Origin of the sequence: Wolbachia endosymbiont (group B) of Parapoynx stratiotata (assembly GCF_947250635.1) — a bacterium.
In the GTDB taxonomy this organism is placed as follows: Bacteria; Pseudomonadota; Alphaproteobacteria; order Rickettsiales; family Anaplasmataceae; genus Wolbachia.
In genome coordinates this window covers 917,488-938,702 of the sequence record NZ_OX366335.1, presented here as the reverse complement: position 1 = coordinate 938,702, position 21,215 = coordinate 917,488, and the positions used below count along the sequence as shown (strand labels likewise).

The window sequence follows — 21,215 nt, the reverse complement described above, 5'->3', positions numbered from 1 at the left end:
TTAAAACATAAAATTTTTGATGAAGTTCATGAAAGGCTGGATTCCAGACTGGGATGACAACTTAAATTGCTTTAGCTCTGTTTTTGCAACTTCAGGTATTTGCTACTCATAGTAAATACTTCTGGATCTTGAGAAGTGAGCTTGAGTATAGCAAGTATGTTTATGAGTAGCAAAGCAGCAATTGAAATATCAGCGATATCCCAGAGTAACTTAACTCCACCGATTGCACCAAATGGAATGATTAAGGTAAAAACTACAGTCCAGATTTTAGTGTATTTATTATCCATAGATACATAGCGTATTGTTTGTTTTGAACAAAAAAACCAAGTAAAGATAGTAGTAAAGGCAAAACAAAACATTATAGACATAATTAAATAGTCAGTATAGGGCCAATTCATAGCTTTTCTAAAAGCAAAAATGCACATGTTAGTGCTCTCTAAATCAGTAATCCAAGAATCTGTGACAAGCAGTACCATTGCTGTAATGAACACTATGAGTGCAACTATAAAAGGAGATATTATTGTGATTAGACTCTGTTCAATGATAAATTTATTGTTATTTTTTTTAGGAGTAATCGAGGAGTGTACAATTCCTTCGAGGCCAAGTCCTATATCTGTTGCAAAAATACCTCGCAGAGTTCCTACTTGAATAATAGTCAATATTTCTAAAATTAAACCTAAAGATAAGCCAGAGTTAAAGCTACTAGTTGTAAAAAAATTGCTTGTTATTAGTTTTAGAGAAGGAAGAATATTTTCACTAAACTTAAATAATATGATACCGCAAAGTGTGAGGTAACTTACCGTCATTATCGGTATCATAGCCGATATAAAAATTTTAATTTTTTTTAAGCTGAGAGCTGCAACAACAAAAAATATTATGGCCATTATAATGCCGCCAATGACTACAGGTATATCTACCATGCTGAGTGGTATTGATAGAGAATTTACCTGAACAAGGTTACCAACTGTTATTGAAACCATCATCATAATAACTAGAAACACAACTGTAGCTTTTCTAGAGTTAAATGCATCAGCCATGTAGGCTACAGGTCCACCTATAAAACGTCCATTTTTTTCTTTTCTGGTTTTTATACTTAGGTAACAAGTAACATATTTTATCACAGAAGTAACAACAATAATTATTGCCATCCATAAAATGGATCCCGGTCCTCCGGTTTTTAGAGCAACAGCAGTTCCTGAAATATTTCCTACTCCTAAATTTCCCCCTAAGATTGTAAACAGAGCAGCTATAGAAGAAAATTTATTTTCTCCTCTTTTAGCTCCAATAAGTGAAAGGGCATACGGTAGTCTAAATATCTGCAACCATTTTAGTTTAACCGATAGGTAAACACCAGCAACTAGTATGAGTAGTATTGTTGGCAGTAATAAAACAAACTTTACTGTATCCATCTGTAAAAGAGAGATTTTTACTTGAGTATATAGCAAAAGTTGAAAAATACCTAACCTATTTTCTATGTATGACTTCGGTTACATTATTCTAGCACCTCTTATCTTGTCATACCAATCACAACTGTATGAACATTGTAATATGGTACAATGTTAAAACAAAGTCATTCCAGACTGGAATGGCTTTGTTGCATCACTCAAGAGAAAAGAACTGGCAGTCACTGACAAAATTCATTATAGAATAGCCATTTAACCATTGAAGAAAAAATATGCCACAGCAAATGAAAGTCAGTAACTGCAATGAATATAACAAATTTCTCCAAGAAAGAGGAAATATTTTTCATTTAGGCAAGGTGTTGATAAGAAGTTTAAGCTACAAGAGCATTAAATACACTGATGAAGTACGAGAATATCTAAATCACATATTGAAGCAACCTTCAACAAGTGTAGATGGAGCACAAGCACAATCTTTAGCAGGTGAAAAGAAACAACTATAGTTTTTGTTATTGTTTAGTGTTGACTTAGAAGGTCAACACTAATATACCTCTATATAATTTAATGTGTGGAGGTATATGTTAGATAATCCTAAAGGTCTAATTAAAACTGACCTGAATCAAAATACAAATGAAAATTTTTATTTACGTGCAAAGGATAAGTTCTTTAAAAATGTAAGCCCAGGTAGCAAAATATCTATAGATTCTGAAGATAAGAACGAAGAAGTTAGTATTGATTATGATGAAGTGTGGTTTAAACACTTTTCTACTGTGGTTCCTAGTGAAGAAGGACAGGAAAAGTATAGATATGAAGTTAATGGCAGATATGAATACAAATATGCTAATAAGTACGATAGCAAAAATATTGTAGGCAAAATTGCTAACAAAATTGCACAAGATGTAAAGGAAAGTATAAAAGACAATACTTTAGAATATATAGGAATTAAAGAAAGTAGAAAGAAAGGTAAGATTAAGCCTGCACTCAGAATTATGCTTGGCGATTCTACAAAATCAATAAATGTGGTTGATGTTTTAAATAGTGATCTATGCAGAAAATAGGGAACGTTCAAAAAAGTGTGTCAAGCCGCATTTTTAGTTCAACTCAATTTTCAATCTATCTGGAAAGAAAATATCAAGTTGAGACATAGTTAAAGCCCAATTAGGGAGAGCCATAATCCACTTTTGCTCTACCTTTTTTATAGCACAATATACCTGTTTGTACAAGGCATTTGTACTAGTAAATGAACCCTTAGTTTTAGTAAATTTCCGGGAACGTTCAAAAAAGTGTGTCAAGCCGCATTTTTAGTTCAACTCAATTTTCAATCTATCTGGAAAGAAAATATCAAGTTGAGAAATAGTTAAAGCCCAATTAGGGAGAGCCATAATCCACTTTTGCTCTACCTTTTTTATAGCACAATATACCTGTTTGTACAAGGCATTTGTACTAGTAAATGAACCCTTAGTTTTAGTAAATTTCCTGATTTGTCTATGCAACCCCTCAATTGGATTGGTGGTGTAAATCAGCTTCCTAACTTGCCCAGAATACTTAAAATAACTGGATAAGTTTTCCCAATTGTTCTGCCAGGATTTTATAACTAAAGGATACTTCTCTCCCCATTTTTCTTCCAGCTCAAGCAGATAATTCTCAGCGATCTCTTTACTTGAAGCACGATATATTTTTTTCAAATCATTCATGAAAACTTTTACATCTTTGCTAGATACATATTTCAGTGAATTCCTTATCTGATGCACTATACATAGCTGTACTTCTGCCTTAGGAAACACACTATTTATAGCCGCAGGAAAGCTTTTTAGCCCATCAATGCAGGCAATTAGAATATCTTCTACTCCTCGCTCTTTTAGGTCATTTAGAACTCCCAACCAGAAGTTAGCTCCTTCACTTTCAGCCAAATAAAAACCTAATACTTCTTTTCTGCCATTTTGATTTATGCCCAATATATTATACATGCATTTACTTATACAATGTCCGTCCTCCTTGACCTTAAAGAACATGCCATCCATAAACACTATTGGATACACTGATTGCAGTGGGCGGCTGCGCCATTCATTGATTACTGGTAGCAGTTTATCAGTAATACTGGATATCTCTGCTGCTGATATTTTGTGGTCATATATTTCCTCAACATGTGAAGCTATATCTCTGTATCCCATGCCACTGGCATATGTGCTTAAGACCTTTGCTTCAAGTTCTGGATGTAGGCTTGTTTGCCTTTTTTTGACTATTTGCGGTTCAAAGCTTCCTTCTCTGTCTCTTGGTGTTAATAGTTCAAATGAGCCTGAACTTGTACGTAAAGTTTTTGCATTCCTTCCATTTCTTCGGTTATTTTCTTCACTTTTAGCTGACATGTGGCTTTCTATTTCACCTTCCAGACTTGCCTCTAGCAACCTTTTTATAAACGGTGTTAATGCTCCATCTCTTCCTGTCAATGGTCTTCCTTCTCGTATAGATGACAGGATATTTGTTTCTAATTCTTTATAATCTACCAAACCAGTAGTTCTATTTGCTTGACCCATATCAAACCTCCATTTTTTATATCAATTTATTACTTTTTTTTCGGTTTGACACACTTTTTTGAACGTTCCCAGAAAATATGGTGTAGATGGAATTACATTATTACTGCCTAGTAAAAGCAAGTGTGAAACAAGGGGAATACGCTGCAGAGTTGATGAGAATGGAGTAAGAATTTATGAAGTAGCTAATGGCTCATATTATATGAATTTAAATTGGTATGTTGAGGGGAAAGAGTGTAAAATGAAAATTAGCATTAGCGATAATGGTTCTGTAGAGTTTATTGAAAGCAATGGTGTTACTTGGGATCAATTAGCTGCACATAAAGAAGTAAAAGTAGGAAGACAATATGAAGCGAAGCCTTTATATGAAGCATTGTCATATTTAAAGCGAGAAGGCTCTGAAGTAATAAAAGGATTTTATCCTTCAACAAGTGTAGAAAGCATACAAATTACTACAGGAGTTAATAAGCAAGCAGCTCTTTCAAAGTTATAATTTTCGTTATTGATTGAAATGAAGCCTTTTGGTCCCCAAAAGGCTTCATGATCGAAATTTTTGGAAAGATCTTTATTGGAAAATTCAGGGACAGGAATAACATTTTTAAGCTATCGTATAACTATCACTTGCTCGCTGGGAGCTCTATTTTTCATACCACTCATTTATGAGTTTATTGATATCAGAATCTATAAAATCCTTTAGTGGTTGACTGGTTTTTATCTCGGCATTTTTAGGGATACACCTATCTTTACATATTGCGTACTTTATATGAAAGTTAATATCAGCGTATTCCTGATTTGGAATGATATTGTTTTTAAAGGGAAATAACACCATATCTTCATATATGTTACTAACAAATGTAACTTCCCCAACTTTATCTTCATGTTCCTTGGGAGTAGGCCAATGAATATCTATATTTGATATGTTACCCTGACAGTCAAAGGAAGTAGGAAGGCCGAAATCTCCAGGGTCTTTGTAATATATATGCCAACCTGGTTTTATTGTAACCTTTATTGCGCCTTCAATGGTAAGGTTTGCTTTATTTACCTTACCAATGAGCAGATCAAATTTTGCAACTTCTTCTTCAGCGCACAATTGAGTGCAAGAAAAAAGTAAAAGTAGGATTGAGTATATACGTATTTTCATAAATACTCTATTTATGAAGAAAATAATTTAAGTTCTATCTATTATAATAAAAATATTATATAAATCATTTGTTAATATAATATTATGCTAATACAAATATAGTAGCAATTATAACTTTCATATATTATTTTTTTATTTTTAAGCAGTTATAATATTAAAGAGACGTAACAAATATAAATAGTAGTGGCTTTGCATAGAAAATCACAAATTTATTTCCTTTATAAATGTAAGACTTTTTAGAACTAGAAAGATACCTTGGAGCAAGTTGCTCCAAGGCTCTTGTTTACTTAGAATCCACCCATTCCGCCCATTGCTCCTGCACCCATAGGTGATGAAGCATTTTCTTCTTTGTTTGGTAGATCAACTATCATAGATTCAGTAGTAATAAGTGCGCTTGCTACAGACACTGCCGTTTCAAAAGCAATACGAACTACTTTTGCCGGATCAATTACACCAGCTGTTGATGCATTAGCGTAGTTCATAGCCTCAACGTTGTATATAAGCTCTTTATCATTCTGCTTAATCAAATAGTCAATTATAACAGCAGATTCAAGACCAGCATTTTTAACCAATCTTTTGATTGGAGCACTGAGAACTTTTTTGACAATGTTGATACCTATTTGCTCTTCATCGCTTGAAGCTTTTAGCTTATCAAGAGCAGATGCAGCATAAAGAAGCGCAACTCCTCCACCTGGAACTATCCCTTCTTCAATTGCAGCTCTTGTTGCATGCAGAGCATCTTCGACTCTATCTCTACGCTCTTTAACTTCCACTTCAGTTGCTCCACCAACTTTGAGCACAGCAACACCCCCTGATAATTTTGCTAAACGTTCTCTTAGCTTTTCTTTATCATAATCAGAGGTTGAAGTTTCAATCTGAGATTTAATCTGGTTAACTTTAGCATCTACTCTGTTTTTTTTATCAGAGTCGCTGTCTTCACTAACAATTGTGGTATTGTCTTTAGTGATTTTAACATTTTTAGCAGTACCAAGATCTTCAAGAGTCAAATCTTCCATCTTGATTCCAAGCTCATCTTTTATGACATACTTAGCACCTGTTAAAGCTGCTATATCTTCGAGCATCTCCTTTCTCCTATCACCAAAACCTGGAGCTTTTACTGCAGCAACTTTTAGACCACGTAATTTGTTGATCACTAAAGTGCTTAATGCTTCACCTTCAACATCTTCTGCAATGATAAACAAAGGTTTACCAGACTTAAAAATAGCCTCAAGAATAGGAAGTAAAGGTTGAATAATATTAAGTTTTTTTTCTGTAATCAGCAAATATGGATCATCAAGCTCCACGCTCATCTTTTCATTATTTGTAACAAAGTATGGAGAGAGATAACCACGGTCAAACTGCATACCAGTTGTAAGTTCAACTTCTAATGCTTTTGAACCCTTACTCTCTTCAACAGTGATGATGCCTTCTTTTCCAACCTTTTTAACAGCATCAGCAATGCTATCACCAATATCTTTATCACCATTTGCAGAAATTATTGCAACTTGTGCAACTTCACCCATTTTCTCTGAAGAAATTGTGCGAGACATTGATTTAATCTCCTCTAATATCACACCTTTTGCCTTCTGTATTCCATTTTTGATACAAATACGATCATTTCCAGCTGCAATTGACTTTGAAGCTTCCATTATCATATTGCTAGTCAGTATTGAGCATGTTGTGGTACCATCACCAACTTTGTCATTACACTGAGAAGCACTTTGAGCAATGGTGCTTACTATTGCAGAGTGTAATGGTTTTTCAGGCTTTATACCTTTCATTACCTTATAGCCATCCTTTGTGACCTCTGGTCCACCATATGGCTTGCTAATTCCTACTGTATTTCCCCTAGGCCCTGCAGTTGCTCCCACCGTTGAGTCAACCATTGCTGCAACTTCACGAAAGGCTTCTTGCAACTGTTCGCCTGATACTACTATGTTAGCCATTTTTATCACTCCTTAAATTAATAAAAAATTTAGAATATTAAAATACATAATGCACTATATAGCGCATTAGTTTAGTAAAATAGGAATACCTACTTGATAACAGCAAGTAGGTCTGACTCCTTCATCACGACATACTTTTCATTATCATGCTCTACTTCTGTCCCAGCCCACTGCCTGTAGAAAACCTTATCACCAGTTTTTACAGTTAAAGCTATACGCTCTCCGCTTGAGTTGCGTGAACCACTACCAATTGCTATAACTTCACCTTTAGTAGGCTTCTTTTCAGCACTTGATGGTAGTACAATTCCACCTTGTTTTTCTTCAGTAATAGGCTTTATTAGCACGTTATCATCTAATACATTCAAATTTACACTTGACATTTATGTTTCCTCATTAATAGATTAACCTACAATTCTATGTAGTCATCTAAAGGTTACATTTCAAGGGTTGGAGTTAGTAAAAGTGTATAATTAAGGTTTGAACAGAAGTTTTATGGGTTACATACCGCTAGCAAACCGTAGTCTAATATCTTTATACGGACCAGATACGAGAGATTTTCTTCAGGGTGTTATAACAAATGATATTAATAAACTAAGTAGCCAGCAGGCAATTTACTCTTTATTACTCAACCCTCAGGGAAAATATCTGTACGATTTTTTCCTCATTGAGCATGATAAATATATTTATTTGGAGTGTGAAAATGCCCATCTACAGCAAATAATTGAAAAATTAGACTTGCTCAAAACTTACCTTAGAGTGAGGATTAAAGACATTAGTTCACTATATAAGGTTGGAGTTTTGTTTGATGCTAAGTTGGCGAAGTGTAGTAGTAAGTCACAAGTTATTTTTCAAGATCCAAGGCACAAGCTGCTAGGAATGAGGATCATACATGAAGATGAAATAAAAGAACCGGTTGGAGATTTTATTCAGTATGAAAAAGTTAGAATTAAAAACCTTGTCCCAGATGGAGCAAAAGATATGGTGCAAAATTCATCATTTCCGCTGCAATATTTAATCGATAAGATAAATGGTATAAGCTTTAATAAAGGGTGCTATATAGGTCAGGAAGTTGTAAATCGAATGAGCAGACAAGAAAAATTCAGAAGGAAACTTTATCTTGTTGAGGGAAAAAATGCACTTCCAAATATTGGCACTAAAGTAATCAGTGAACATAATGAAGAAGTAGGAGAACTACGCTCTAGTGTCGACAATATTGGACTTGCATTGCTTAATACTGGAAAAAGCCACGCAAATTTATATGTCGGTGGAGTTAGCATTAAGACGTTATAAAATATCTATTCGGGTAAAAGCACCTTTTTCTTGTTTGAATGTTTGTGATACTAGTTAAATTCTTGACTTTCTTGCTTAAATGTATAATAATTAAAGTATATACATTTTTATAAATATTATGAGGAGCGAAGATTTTGGACGTATGTTAAAGGAGTAATTTACTTAGACAACTGAAAAATTGGTTACGAACAGAAGATAATGGCACATACCAAAAGTGGAAAGAGGAAGAATTTGACATAAATCACCGATTTGTCTGCGACCCGTTAGATCCACTGAGTTATCAAATAAGTGAATTGTTGCGTGATGAATTAACATTGTTGCATATAGCAGCTGAATATAGTAACGAAAAGGTAGTACAAGCTCTATTAGGAGCAGGTGCTAGTGTTAATGCAGTAGATAGTTGTGGAAGAACTCCTTTAGATCGTGCTACTGCTTCCAACTCTTTAGAGGTAGTACAAGCTCTATTAGATGCAGGTGCTGATCCTACATTAGAAGATAAGAATGGCAAAACTACAGACGATATTGCACAACAAGAAGCTAAGAGAGAGTTAAGAGGAATAGTTACTGAACAAGCAATTAAGAAGGCAATGAAAGTTGGGGCTATTTGCGGTGTTATAGCTGGATTGGCAGTTGGTGGTGGGTGTTTTGCTGCTGATGCTGCATTACCAATATTGGCTTTAATTGGCATAGCTGTAGCTGCTGCTGTACTCACTGGACTTGTTGCTGGTGGTATTACATATAAAATATCAAAGCCTAGTGAGAAGCTAGATAGCGTTGACGCAGAACAAAAGCTAGTACAGCGGCAAGTATTGTAGTGTAGTTAAGTAAAAAAAGGAAGAAGAAGCTTCTTCAAATTTTTTGAGGTATCTAGATACCCTTAACAGGATTTTAGATACCTTGGTATCTAAAATACCTAGATATCTTATCCTGACAATATGTGTAACCATAAAGAATGACGCTCAAGCAAAAGCACCTTTTTCCTGTTTAAGTTATTCACAGAATTGTTAATAACTAAGTTGATAACCTAGTAGAGTATATAATTTTACATTTCTGAGTACTTTGGAGCAGTTGTGTTAAAAGTCAATAGAAAAATACTAAAAATAAATTTTTACTTAGTGGACTATAAAGCCAAAGATGCTTTTAACACATTTTACGTAATTTAAGTTGTAGTATTTGATTTGAATTCTTTTAAGAAGTGTGGATGTGGATAAGTGCTTTCAGTCTGTGTAAGCGCACTTATCCACAACTACACTAATTTTCAATCTAAGCAGCTTTAGGGCTATATTCCTCAGTAAAAACCCTGCCATCTCTGATTAAAGAGTTAGCAAGGATAAGTAATTTTCTCATGGCAGCAGTAGAAGCAACTTTATATGGTTTTTTGTATTGATCGTATAGCCTATCAAAGAAGATTCTTATATAAGAATTGTACTTTTGTGCACTAAGAACACACATATGTAAAACTGTTCTAATCTGTGATCTACCACCTTGAATACATCTTTTTCCTTTACTAAAACCACTATCTCGATTAAAAGGTGCAACTCCAGAAAGGCTAGATATTTCTTTATGTCGGAGAGTTCCTAATTCTGGTAGATAACAGATCATAGTAATAGCTAAGATTCTACCTGCTCCTGGCATACTAGTTATTGATATGTATTTTTCTTTAAGCTCTTGACTTTGCTCAATCAATGTTATCATCTCGTCTTCTAAAACTTGAATTTGACTTTGCAAAATGGCAAGTAGTTCTTCCATTTGTTTGATTATGGATATATCAGTTACTTGATGAGCTTGAGTTTTTTGTATTTTTGCCATTTCCACTAATTGATTTCTGCGAGATAACTTTTGCTTCAAACTGTCAATATTACTAACCTTTAAAGGAGTAACACGCATATCTGTATTATTGATATAACGTGAGATGATGCTGCAGTCTATTTTATCAGTTTTAGTAGCGATACCAAGGCTTTTTGCATAATCTCTAACCCATCTAGGTTGAATAACATATACTTCGAAACCATGGCTTAGTAAAGTATAAGCACATAATTTTTCGTACCCACCAGTTGCTTCAAGTCCAACTTTGGTTACATTATGCAAACGTAAAAAGTCGAGTATTTGATCAATAGCTTGAACGTCATTTTCAAATACTTTATAATGTCCAAGTGGATGAATGTGGATATCTAGCTTATTTTTGCTAACATCAATGCCAGCAATGATATTTGATGAATTCATAATTCCTCCGTAAGAATAATATAATACTGCATTTTCCACCCTTATATACGAGCCTAAAAACTCAATCAGTTGTTCGGAACTATTCAGTATATAAACAGAGAAGAGAACCTTGCTCCAATACGGTCCCTTATGACCAAGATCTATGACGGTTCCTCTTCTCTATACATCTTTATATTACTACTTCTTAATACTTATAAAGACTTGTTTTTAACATATAAGATCTATAATAAATATGATCTCCAAATACTAATATATATATAATTGAGAACAAAAAAACTGTGAATAACTCTGAAAAAGATCAAAAAAGACATCAAAAAGAGTATGATTAGATTGAAATATTTACAGAAAAACTTACTCAATTGATAAATATCTTAACACTTTTTTGATAAAAGACAATATAGAGGGTCGTATTGGAGCTAAAAGATAAAATTTTTAAGTGCTTTTGAAGTGATACTTTAGGTATTTTTAAAGTAATACTTTTAAAGTATCAATTGAACATTTTTGAGCATTAATCTGGAGGTTCAACAGGCACTTTTTTATGCTGTTTGAGAAGAGCAAAAATTGAATTTTCTCTTGCTGAAAGCTTGTGTTTCTTATATTTTCCATAATATACATTATGTAATTTTCAATACTAATAAAACTACTTCCCAATCTTTTAAACAACAACCTGTCGAACCTCCGGATTAGTACTTAAAAGGAACTATTAAAGTACCTCTTTAAGATTAAGTTCCTACTTTCAAAATACTTAAAATTTCAACCTTTAGCTCCAATACGACCCTCTATTTGTCTTTTATCAAAAAAGTATTAAGATATTTATCAATTGAGTAAGTTTTTCTGTAAATATTTCAATCTAATCATACTCTTTTTGATGTCTTTTTTGATCTTTTTCAGAGTTATTCACAGTTTTTTTATTCTCAATTATATATAAAAAATTTGGAGAAAAGAGGAAGAAGTCTCTTCTTCCTTTTTTTACTTAACTACACTACAATACTTGCCGCTGTACTAGCTTTTTGTTCTGCATCAACGCTATCTTGCAGTCATTCCATAATGATCCTTTATAAAAAGATCAGCACCTGCATCTAGTAAAATTTGTGTTACCTCTTTGTCATGACTATTGTGCAAAGGAGTTTTTCCAAAAGAATCTCGTGCATTAACATTAGCACCTTTGTCTAATAGATATCGTATTAACTTCTTCTTCTCCTCTAAGCAATCAAAATCTCCAACTATTACATGCAATAATGTAACTTTATATCTATACTCTCTTTTCTCTAAGCTAAATAGATGATTTATATCAAATTCTTCCTCCTTCCACCTTTGATATGTATCGCAAGCTTCCGTTGAAACGATAAAAAAGGGTGAAGTTACTGCTATTCACTTTTTGTATCGTTTTTAGCAAAAGCTTCCTCCCAAGTGCCTTGAGTTGCTGCACGGCTATACTCTGTTACTCTATTTTCAAAGAAATTTGTATGTTCCACGCCATTTAGTATTTCATCAAGCCACGGAATAGGGTTATCTTTAACATTATATATAGATTTAAGACCTAATTGCGTTAACCTTCTGTTTGCTATGTAACGTATATAATTGCGCACTTCCTCTGCAGATAGCCCTTCAACATCTCCTAAATCAAAAGCAAGACTTATAAATTCATCTTCAAGTTCAACAATAGTGCGACATGCAGAATATAATTCTTCTTTGAACTCGTCATTCCAAATTTCATTATTCTCTTTAATAAACGTATTGAACAAATTGATAATTGAATTGGTGTGCAAGGTTTCGTCACGTGCTGACCAAGCAATTATTTGCCCCATACCTTTCATTTTTCCAAACCGTTGAAAATTGAGCAAAATTGCAAATGATGCAAATAACTGCAATCCTTCAGTGAAGGCACCAAATACTGCTAAAGTTTTAGCAACATGTTTTTTATCGTGCTTTTTACTTTCCTCAAATTCTAACATGTATTCATACTTCTTTCTCATAGCATCATATTTTAAGAATGCTTGATATTCACTTTCTGGCATGGCAATCGTATCTAGAAGGTATGAATAGGCTGCAATGTGTATAGTCTCCATATTGGAAAAGCTTGCAAGCATCATACATATTTCTGTTGGCTTAAATATATTTGAATAATGCCTCATATAGCAATTATTTACTTCAATATCTGCTTGAGTAAAAAACCTAAAAATCTGGGTCAATAAATTTTTCTCTACATTAGAAAGTTTAGTTTTCCAATCTTTCACATCATCAGCAAGCGGAACTTCTTCAGGTATCCAGTGTATCCTTTGTTGCTGCAACCATGCATCATATGCCCAAGGATAATTAAAAGGCTTGTATATTGGATCTGCTTCTAGCAATGACATAAGGTACCTAATTATTTTGAAGTAAATATTATATTAAATGATATTGAGAATCAGTCAATTTAACTTTTTTGAAATTTGACGACAGATAGTTTATCAGTGTATTATGATTTCAAATAACTAATTGACAAAATGCGAGTATTAATATTTTCTGTTTTGCTGTTTTCAGTAGGCTGCATGCACACTATCTATAATCACGGAGTTCCTGGCATTAATGTTGAACTGTGGAGCAAAATAAAAGTAGGTGATGATAGAGAAAAAGTGGTTCATACTTTAGGATTGCCAACATTAGTATCAAAGTTCGACGAAAATGTTTGGTACTATGTCTCATATAAAATTAAACAAGCTAACTTCTTGGGAAAAAGGAAGTACAGTAGTAAGTCTCTGCAAATTTCGTTTAATCAGAATGACGAAGTTACAGATATAAGAGAAATCAACGTTGCAGAAAGGTCTTTAGCTGTTGTTGATTGAAAATTTGCTGATCTATTTTTCATCACAAGTAACTAATTTAGGTAACGTAAATTCACCTATTTAGAATAAAATCTAACGTGACTTCGCGCCAAATGTGATGATGCTCAGCAGGTAAGCCAATTAACGGGCTACATTTATACACTGCACGCATTGCATTATCTGCTGCTGATCTAAAAAGAGGATTATTTTGATAAGAACTACTATCTGCTACGTTGGCTACAACGATCTCGCCTTTACTGGATAATAATAAGTTAATTTTTATACTAAAATTTTCTTTATAAACTATGCCCTCAGGAATGCTCCAACACTCTGTCAGTTTATCCCTTATAGAATTAATAATTTCTGTTACAGCCAATTCATCATCTTTGTTCTCAATATTTTTCTTATCTCTTATTTCATTTTTCACCTCTTTGATGTCTTCTCTTAGTTTTCTTTCTACACCCTTTTTTCTTTTGGGAATTGGAATACCCTCATCAATTTCCTGTATTTCAATAATTTGCCTCGGTTGTACTAACTCAACTAATTCTTTTTTTCTTTGTGGTATAGGAATAACTGATGAATCATTCGTTTGGGCTTTCATTGAAAAAAGCAAAAAACAACATAGAGACAAAAGAAGAATATAATTAAAATAGAGAGGGCGCATATGTTAAGCAGCTTGTTTTACTGGTTTAAAGCTAATATTGCACATAAAGTCAATATATTTCAGTTGACTTAAACTCAAATTTGCTACACTAATTTTATTATCTCTATAATATCATATGGTCAATATACTCTAAATGAGATGGAAAGATGAAGGTGTTATTATAGCTGTTAAAAAATACGGTGATAAAAATTTAATTCTTTCTCTATTTACAAAAAATCATGGAAAGTGCAGAGGATTAACTAGGTTAACAAACAATAGCAATTATAAGTTTCAAATAAGTAATCTATTACATGCAGAATGGAGTGCTAAGCTACCTGAAAATCTAGGTTTTTTAAAGTGCGAATTGATTGAATCTCCATTTCATCATTTCTTTCAAGATAGGTTAAAAAGCATTGCTATTGTTTCTTTCTCGTCTATATTAGAAAAAGTGCTTCCAGAAAGTGAATCCTGCATCAAGTTGTATGATAATTTTAGACACTTCATCGATGTAATAAAACATAATAGCCAGTTTTGGCAAAGTCATTACCTTAACTTAGAGCTTCTGCTTCTTACGCAACTTGGATTTAAGTTAGACCTATCAAAATGTGCTGTAACAGGTGTGAAAGAAAATCTACAATTTATTTCTCCAAAAACTGGTAGAGCAGTGTCAAAAAAAGTAGGTGACTGTTATGCAGATAAATTACTACCTTTTCCACAGATGTTGCATGATGTATACAATAACAACCTACAAAATAGCTACTCATATCAAGAATTCAGACTAGGGTTAAAAATTACAGGGTATTTTTTAAATAAATATCTATTTCTGCAGTTAAATGCGAAATTTCCGGAGTTGAGAAATTTTATGCTATCATTTGAATCTTAGTTACTACTTATTTAAAAGAACTTCAACCAGTAACCACTCTATTTCTACCACTGTTTTTTGCTTTATATAAATATTTGTCAGCACGTACTATAAATTTTTTAACATCATCAAGGTCAGATCTTTGCATTGCTGAAATTCCAATGCTCACAGTTACATTATGGGTTGTATTTTTATCCACAAGTATAAAAGGTTCTTTGGCAATAATTTTCCTTATTCTCTCTGCAATAGTATACGCATCTGATACATTGGTATCTGGCATTACAACAACAAATTCCTCACCACCAAACCTAGCTAATAAATCTGTCACTCTGATATTTTCAGAAATTCTTTTCTGTATTTCCTTTAAAAGTTCATCTCCAGCATTATGCCCAAAGTTATCATTCACTATCTTAAAATAATCTATATCAAGTATCATAAGAGATAAACTTCTATCTTTTTCCACAGAATCCTTAACAATATTTCTTAAGTGTGCATCAAAATATCTTCTATTATAACAGTTAGTTAATGGATCCTTTATAGACATTTCCACATTATTAAATAAATTCATTCTCAAGGCATCTTGATACCTTTTGCGTTTCACTTGCAAATTAACCCTAGCTATTAATTCACTCTCATCTAAAGGTACTGTTAAATAATCATTAGCACCTACATCAAGTGCCTTTACTAAATTGCTTTTATCATAATCTTCAGAAAGGATCAGAATTGGTGTATAACGTGTTTCTACTTTACTACGAAACTTAGAACACAACCGTAGGCCGTCAGTTTTTGAAAACTGCATGTCAGAAATAATCAGGTCGTAATTATCCTTAATACCAACCTTTAATGCTTCTTTTGGATCGTGCAGTATTTTAATTGATCTGAAGCGTTGCTTTAGAACATTGTGTATCTGCTCTGCTTGAAAGGTGTCCTCATCTACAACAAGTATGTTAGCATCAAAAATCTGATTAGAATAATCCATAATACTGCTTTCTGCTACTCCACCAATCTCAGCATTAGTTTCTCCTCTCAAGCACAACTCATCTATTATCATCTTTAAGCGCACAAGAGACTTAATTCTTGCAGATAAAGCAGTTTCATCTATCGGCTTAGTTAGAAAGTCATCCGCACCAGCATTAATTCCTTCCACTCTATCATGAGTGTCATGCAGCGCAGTTACCATAATTATTGGAATATAAGTCGTTAAGGGATCATTCTTTAGCTTCTTACAAACCTCAAAACCACTCATTTTTGGCATCATGACATCAAGTAAGATAATATCTGGCTGCTGTTCCGCTACTAAATCTATCGCCTCCTCGCCATCATAAGCTACAATAACTGTATAGTACTCTGCTTTTAGCTGAGCCTCCAAAAGCTTAACATTAGATGGTATATCATCTACTACTAGGATTTTTGCTGTCATTTTTTGTACTATCTAAATTGTAAGTAGGATAAAGCTTGCCATCTTCACCAATTATGTAATTGACTTTTTCAACGTTATGCTCTTCATATAATTCTTTAATTCCGGTATCCTTCAACAATTTCCTAACTCTTGATTTTACAACCCAGAAATACCTATATATATTTTTAATAAGATTAAGAAATACAGGTACTTTACTTTTATCAAGAACAATTATACTCACTAAAGCTACAACTAAAACTTCTGACAGACCTATATTAAACATTTTTCCTATGAAGCAAGTATTTTAACTCTTCTGATTATGAGTATTAATTTACTTAAATCAAGTTTATAAGCGACCATCTCATCTAAAAAGCTATTGTAGCGCTCTATATAATCCTTATCATTAATAGCCCAAGTTTGAACCTTGTCTACATGATTATCAGTAGCTTTTATAACTTTAACAGCTAGCTTATGTTGATAATTGCTTAAATCATCTAATAAATCATTAATTAAGCTGCGATCCCAATAGGAAGAATGGCTTTTCATCTTGCCAGCAACTGTTCTAATCATATCAAATCTTAGCAGCGACTTTAATTCAAAGTATATTCTACCAGCCTCAAGGATGGACAAAGATGTCTGCTCAGCAACAGATATAACGTCCAGCGCATAAATAAGAATACGTAGATCAGCAACCCTTTTTGCTAGATCTTTATTTATGTTAAGCTCTAACAAAGAAGCTAATCCATGATTATAGACCTCTAATAGGTGCTCATCTAAAATATCATGGCCTAAAGTTTCAATTGCACCCCTAAATTTTGTAACACCATCTAGTTCTACAAGATTAAGCTTACCAAGATTTTTTACTAACCAAAATGATACCCTACCAATAAATTTTTGCACACTTCTCACTACTTGCAAATATGAATCAACATCAATTTTTCCATCCAATTCATCAATTTTCTGCCAAAGGCTACTTAAATTATATAGGTGATTAACAACGATATATATGTTAACTGCTTCATGTACTTTAATTCCAGTACTCTCAACCAAATTATTAATAAATATACAGCCCATCCTATTTACTACATCGTTTGTAATGCAAGTAGAAATAATTTCCCTACAAAGTTGGTGTTTCAATATGGAATCCTTGAACTCTGTTACCATCCTTTGTGGAAAGTAATTTAGTAAGTAATCACGGCACAAAAAATCTTTTTCAGGTAGCTCAGAGTGTATAACTTCATTTTTTATTGCTGTTCTTGCATAAGACATCAGAACAGAAAGCTGAGGAGAACAGAAACCTTCTCCATCAGTTAACATTCTTGCTACCTCTTCTTCAGCTGTAAGAAATTCTACATCTCGGTTTAGCAGCCCAAATTTCTCTAAACTGAGTAATAATTTATGGTGCTGCTCCAACTTTTCTTTAGCTTGCAAGCACTCAAGAAGCAATGCTTTTGTTTCAATCCTGTTATGGTTTTCAAGTACCTTAGATGCAACTTCATCTATCATGCTAGCCAGTATTTCATTCCTTTTTTCCAAGGAAATTCCCCCTTCTTTCATAATTGCAACAAAAGCAATCTTGATGTTAACTTCAAGATCGGAACATATTACTCCTGCTGAATTATCAACAAAATCTGCATTGATGTACCCACCTCTTTTAGCATACTCTACCCTTCCAAGCTGCGTGCAACCAAGATTGCCACCCTCTATAAACATAGAAGCTCTAATATCCTCACCATTCACTCTTAACTCATCGTTTGCTTTATCACCAACCATGCCATGGCTTTCACTCTTTGCCTTAACAAATGTGCCAATTCCTCCATTCCATATGAAGTCCACTTTTGCCTTGAGCAGATACCGAATCAAATCATTTGGAGATAAGATATCTTCCACTATATCAAAGCACTTTTTCATTTCTTGAGAAATGTCTACTTGCTTGCTGCTACGCTCAAATACCCCACCACCATAAGAAATCAAATCTTTATTGTAATCCATCCAAGTGGAAAACGGTAATTCAAAGAGGCGTTTACGCTCTGCGAAACTTTTTTCTGCGTCAGGGTTTGGATCAACAAAAATATGCATATGGTTAAATGCACCAATCAAGCGCATATTTTTTGAAAGCAGCATACCGTTTCCAAACAGATCGCCAGCCATATCTCCAATTCCAATAACAGTTGCATCTTGGTAAATATCCTTATTCATTCTCCAAAAATGCCGCTCTGCTGCAATCCATGCACCTCTTGCTGTAATACCCATTTTTTTGTGGTCATAACCTGCTGATCCACCAGATGCAAATGCATCTCCAAGCCAAAAATTACATTCATAAGCTATTTGGTTAGCATAATCAGAAAATGAAGCAGTGCCTTTATCTGCTGCAACTACCAAATATGGATCATCTTCGTCATACCTAATTACATTCTCTGGTGGAATTATTTTGCCATCAACTACATTATCAGTAATATCAAGCATTCCTCTAATGAAATTCTTGTAGCATTCAACACCTTTCTCTCTTAAAGTGTTTTTGTCTTTATAAACTTGCTTTATTACAAACCCACCTTTTGCACCAACAGGTACAATGACCGCATTTTTTGTCATCTGGGCTTTCATGAGGCCCAAAACTTCAGTGCGAAAATCTTCCGTCCTATCTGACCATCTCAAGCCGCCACGGGCCAATTTCCCTCCTCTTAGATGTATTCCTTCAAAAAGGTTTGAATAAACATACAATTCACGATATGGACGCGGATCAGGTAAATCATTTATCTTACTTGAATCAAATTTTATAGATAAGTAAGGTTTATCATCCTGATAATAACTGGTCCTCAAAATGGCCATCATCAAATTAAATATCGAACGTAAAACATAATCATGTGAAGCATTGCTGATTTCCTTTAGAAGCTCCTCGATTTTTTCTGTCAAAATGCTAGTAGTTTCTGCCCTATCAATATCTATTTTAGTATCAAATCTTGAATGAAATAATTCTACTAAATACCTTACTACTTTTGGATACTCTGATACTACTTTCTGGATATATTCTGGGTTATAGCTAAATGATGTCTGCTTTAGGTAGGCGCTTAGCGCTCTAATCAGAAGCACTTCCTTCCACTCGAGCCCAGCAATAATGATCAAGCTGTTAAAATAGTCATTTTTTATTTCCTTGCTGAACACTTTTACAAGTGTTACCTCAAACTGCTCTTTTAAAGTAATGTTGTCTATTAATTCATCAACTCTTGACAACACAAAATGATGTATCCATATTCCACCGTTGATTTCTATATAATAACCATTATGAGATAGAATCTTAGCCCCTAAATTCTTAGTAACCTTTAATATCTTTGACAATTCAAGGCCTCCGTTGCTTGGAGTGTAAACCTTCAATTGATAGTTGAGATTGTCACGAGTAAGCCTCAAATCAACTTCGCTGACTTTTTTCTTTCTCACTATCTCCAATTTTTTCATATCATAATACGCATCATGAGGTTCAAAATTCTCTTGATAACTTATCGGAAATGCCTTGCAATAGCGGATAAATATATCCTCAACAGTGCTAAAAGTATTATATAAATTGTCTATAAAACGATCTTCCCACTTTTCTGTAATGTTTCTTAACTTGTTTTCGATACGCAAAACTTCATCATCAAAAACGCTAGCACTTTTGGTTCTTAGCACCACGTGTAATTTCATCAAATCATATTCATTGATAATGTGATTGTTATAAATATCTGAACTTTCTGCATTCGTTTCATCTTTCAATATATCGCGTATCTTAAACATTAGTCTTGCACTAGCATAACGCATCGGTATCAATACTATGCAACTAATAAAGTTCCCTACCTTTCTCAAAAATAATTTGACTCTTGGTCTAATCGCAAGAGACATGATCGAGGTGCAAGTTTCAAATAACTCATCTTCATTTGATTGGAATAATTCGTCACAAGAAAATGCCTGTAAAATGGAAATTAAAGCTTTATTGTTATGGCCACCAGGAACAAATCCTGCCTTTTTTTCTATTGTTGTAACCTTATCCTTTATTACCGGAATAGTTCGAATATCTTGCACTTCTGCTATAGAAGTAAATAGCCCAAAAAAATGCTGTTCCTTTATTACATCACCCTGATCATTAAATTCTTTCACTCCTATACAATTCATATAGGTACGCCGATGAACTATTGAGATTAGGTCTGATCTTAGTATGTATAAAGAATTCAAGCTTTCAGAAGAAATTGATGAATTTTGGTACTCTTCACTTGCTCTCATTAACCCGAGGCTCTCCTTACCACTTAGAGCAAGCTTCCCTTCTTTATTAGTAATGTATTCTTGATAACCTAAAAATACAAAATTGTTATTTTTCAACCAAGCTAGAAAATCTCTGCCTCCAGCATCCAATGCCGGATGCTCAAGAAGCTTCTTGAGCATCAATTGCCAGTCCTTTACAACGCAGTTAACTGCTTTTAGCGTCTTTCGTAGAGATTCTTCTAGTGTATCAACAAAGCTACCACTTATGCCTTTAATAATTACATATATTACTGACTCTTTGATTCCATTACTTTCTTCCAAAAGATGAATTTTATCTATTAGGCTATTTTTTCTTTGAACATTAATTATGCTGTTACTATAATAGCATATAGTTAAACCGTGTGACTTAATAGTGGAAATGACAGAATCCACTAAAAAGGGCATGTCATAATTTGTGATTTTAATTATAGTGAAATTGCCTTCTATTCCTGAAATATCATTTACATTACTTACTGCCAATTTACTTTCTTCTTTTTCTTTTTTAAGAATGAAGTTGTATGCATCTTCTGCAATGTATAAAAGAAATTTATCGTTGACTTTTAGGTCACTATTATAAACAAAATTATAAAAGTACTGTATAAACTCTTTAATTTTTTCTTTCTCTTTTTTATTCCCTTGATCAACTAGCTTAAATAAAGACTCAACATTAACATTATGATTTATACACATTTTTCAAAACAAAAATA

The 21,215-nt window shown here is 33.5% G+C and carries 18 protein-coding genes and 2 pseudogenes; 7 read left to right on the top strand and 13 right to left on the bottom strand.

The annotated features are described in order from the left end of the window. Nucleotides 1–71: 71 nt before the first annotated feature. Nucleotides 72–1,409, bottom strand: a complete 1,338-nt coding sequence (locus OOT12_RS04245; protein ID WP_264375293.1) for an alanine:cation symporter family protein — start codon at nucleotides 1,407–1,409, stop codon at nucleotides 72–74. A 266-nt stretch (nucleotides 1,410–1,675) separates the two neighbouring features. Here OOT12_RS04245 and OOT12_RS04240 point away from each other — a divergent pair, with 266 nt between their 5' ends. Together OOT12_RS04240 and OOT12_RS04235 are read left to right on the top strand one after the other, a co-directional pair. After that, nucleotides 1,676–1,903, top strand: a complete 228-nt coding sequence (locus OOT12_RS04240) for a hypothetical protein (protein ID WP_264375294.1) — start codon at nucleotides 1,676–1,678, stop codon at nucleotides 1,901–1,903. A gap of 75 nt (nucleotides 1,904–1,978) precedes the next feature. Beyond that, nucleotides 1,979–2,458: a hypothetical protein gene (locus OOT12_RS04235; RefSeq protein WP_264685177.1), complete on the top strand. Its 480-nt coding sequence runs from the start codon at nucleotides 1,979–1,981 to the stop codon at nucleotides 2,456–2,458. Nucleotides 2,459–2,491: 33 nt separating this feature from the next. On the opposite strand, the pseudogene OOT12_RS04230 reads toward OOT12_RS04235, so the two are convergent. After that, a pseudogene (locus OOT12_RS04230) lies at nucleotides 2,492–2,668 on the bottom strand (IS256 family transposase); the annotation flags it as partial. A gap of 33 nt (nucleotides 2,669–2,701) precedes the next feature. Continuing rightward, nucleotides 2,702–3,934 (bottom strand): IS256 family transposase, encoded by a 1,233-nt coding sequence (locus OOT12_RS04225; protein WP_264685173.1) that lies wholly within the window; start codon nucleotides 3,932–3,934, stop codon nucleotides 2,702–2,704. Nucleotides 3,935–3,995: 61 nt separating this feature from the next. Between OOT12_RS04225 and OOT12_RS04220 the strand changes: the two are divergent. Beyond that, nucleotides 3,996–4,424: pseudogene (locus tag OOT12_RS04220) on the top strand (hypothetical protein); the annotation flags it as partial. Nucleotides 4,425–4,568: 144 nt separating this feature from the next. On the opposite strand, the gene OOT12_RS04215 reads toward OOT12_RS04220, so the two are convergent. The 3 genes from OOT12_RS04215 to OOT12_RS04205 all read right to left on the bottom strand — a co-directional run bounded on the left by OOT12_RS04215 (nucleotide 4,569) and on the right by OOT12_RS04205 (nucleotide 7,398). After that, a complete protein-coding gene (locus OOT12_RS04215; protein WP_264376423.1) occupies nucleotides 4,569–5,072 on the bottom strand; it encodes a protein-disulfide reductase DsbD domain-containing protein in 504 nt (167 codons plus the stop codon). A gap of 287 nt (nucleotides 5,073–5,359) precedes the next feature. Beyond that, entirely contained in the window at nucleotides 5,360–7,018 is a 1,659-nt protein-coding gene (gene groL / locus OOT12_RS04210) for a chaperonin GroEL (RefSeq protein ID WP_264375297.1), read from the bottom strand. Nucleotides 7,019–7,107: 89 nt separating this feature from the next. Next, a complete protein-coding gene (locus tag OOT12_RS04205; RefSeq protein WP_007302813.1) occupies nucleotides 7,108–7,398 on the bottom strand; it encodes a co-chaperone GroES in 291 nt (96 codons plus the stop codon). A 112-nt stretch (nucleotides 7,399–7,510) separates the two neighbouring features. On the opposite strand from OOT12_RS04205, the gene ygfZ reads away from it, so the two are divergent. Continuing rightward, nucleotides 7,511–8,308, top strand: a complete 798-nt coding sequence (ygfZ, locus tag OOT12_RS04200; RefSeq protein WP_006012580.1) for a CAF17-like 4Fe-4S cluster assembly/insertion protein YgfZ — start codon at nucleotides 7,511–7,513, stop codon at nucleotides 8,306–8,308. A 296-nt stretch (nucleotides 8,309–8,604) separates the two neighbouring features. Further along, on the top strand, nucleotides 8,605–9,123 hold the full coding sequence (locus tag OOT12_RS04195; RefSeq protein ID WP_264375299.1) for an ankyrin repeat domain-containing protein: 519 nt from the start codon (nucleotides 8,605–8,607) through the stop codon (nucleotides 9,121–9,123). 448 nt (nucleotides 9,124–9,571) lie between these two features. On the opposite strand, the gene OOT12_RS04190 is transcribed toward OOT12_RS04195, so the two are convergent. The 3 genes from OOT12_RS04190 to OOT12_RS04180 form a co-directional block, all read right to left on the bottom strand. After that, nucleotides 9,572–10,531 (bottom strand): IS110 family RNA-guided transposase, encoded by a 960-nt coding sequence (locus tag OOT12_RS04190; protein ID WP_264688607.1) that lies wholly within the window; start codon nucleotides 10,529–10,531, stop codon nucleotides 9,572–9,574. Between the two features lie 1,026 nt (nucleotides 10,532–11,557). Then, nucleotides 11,558–11,767, bottom strand: coding sequence for an ankyrin repeat domain-containing protein (locus OOT12_RS04185; RefSeq protein ID WP_264685176.1), 210 nt, complete (start codon nucleotides 11,765–11,767; stop codon nucleotides 11,558–11,560). Between the two features lie 131 nt (nucleotides 11,768–11,898). Beyond that, nucleotides 11,899–12,888, bottom strand: coding sequence for a ribonucleotide-diphosphate reductase subunit beta (locus tag OOT12_RS04180; protein ID WP_264375301.1), 990 nt, complete (start codon nucleotides 12,886–12,888; stop codon nucleotides 11,899–11,901). A 129-nt stretch (nucleotides 12,889–13,017) separates the two neighbouring features. Here OOT12_RS04180 and OOT12_RS04175 point away from each other — a divergent pair, with 129 nt between their 5' ends. Continuing rightward, complete coding sequence (locus OOT12_RS04175) at nucleotides 13,018–13,356, top strand: outer membrane protein assembly factor BamE (RefSeq protein WP_029237605.1); 339 nt, start codon at nucleotides 13,018–13,020, stop codon at nucleotides 13,354–13,356. 52 nt (nucleotides 13,357–13,408) lie between these two features. On the opposite strand, the gene OOT12_RS04170 is transcribed toward OOT12_RS04175, so the two are convergent. Further along, entirely contained in the window at nucleotides 13,409–13,936 is a 528-nt protein-coding gene (locus OOT12_RS04170; RefSeq protein ID WP_010401890.1) for a hypothetical protein, read from the bottom strand. Nucleotides 13,937–14,132: 196 nt separating this feature from the next. Between OOT12_RS04170 and recO the strand changes: the two genes are divergently transcribed. Continuing rightward, nucleotides 14,133–14,861 carry a DNA repair protein RecO gene (gene recO, locus OOT12_RS04165; RefSeq protein ID WP_007302913.1) on the top strand — a complete coding sequence of 243 codons (729 nt, stop codon included), beginning with the start codon at nucleotides 14,133–14,135 and terminating at the stop codon, nucleotides 14,859–14,861. A 22-nt stretch (nucleotides 14,862–14,883) separates the two neighbouring features. On the opposite strand, the gene OOT12_RS04160 is transcribed toward recO, so the two are convergent. From OOT12_RS04160 to OOT12_RS04150, 3 genes are read right to left on the bottom strand one after another with little or no spacing between them, the layout of a single operon-like run. Continuing rightward, on the bottom strand, nucleotides 14,884–16,260 hold the full coding sequence (locus OOT12_RS04160) for a PleD family two-component system response regulator (protein ID WP_264375302.1): 1,377 nt from the start codon (nucleotides 16,258–16,260) through the stop codon (nucleotides 14,884–14,886). Beyond that, nucleotides 16,232–16,522, bottom strand: coding sequence for a Sec-independent protein translocase subunit TatB (gene tatB, locus OOT12_RS04155; RefSeq protein ID WP_264375303.1), 291 nt, complete (start codon nucleotides 16,520–16,522; stop codon nucleotides 16,232–16,234). The genes OOT12_RS04160 and tatB overlap by 29 nt, the downstream gene beginning before the upstream one ends. 5 nt (nucleotides 16,523–16,527) lie before the next feature. Continuing rightward, entirely contained in the window at nucleotides 16,528–21,198 is a 4,671-nt protein-coding gene (locus OOT12_RS04150; protein ID WP_264376422.1) for an NAD-glutamate dehydrogenase, read from the bottom strand. Nucleotides 21,199–21,215 lie beyond the last annotated feature (17 nt).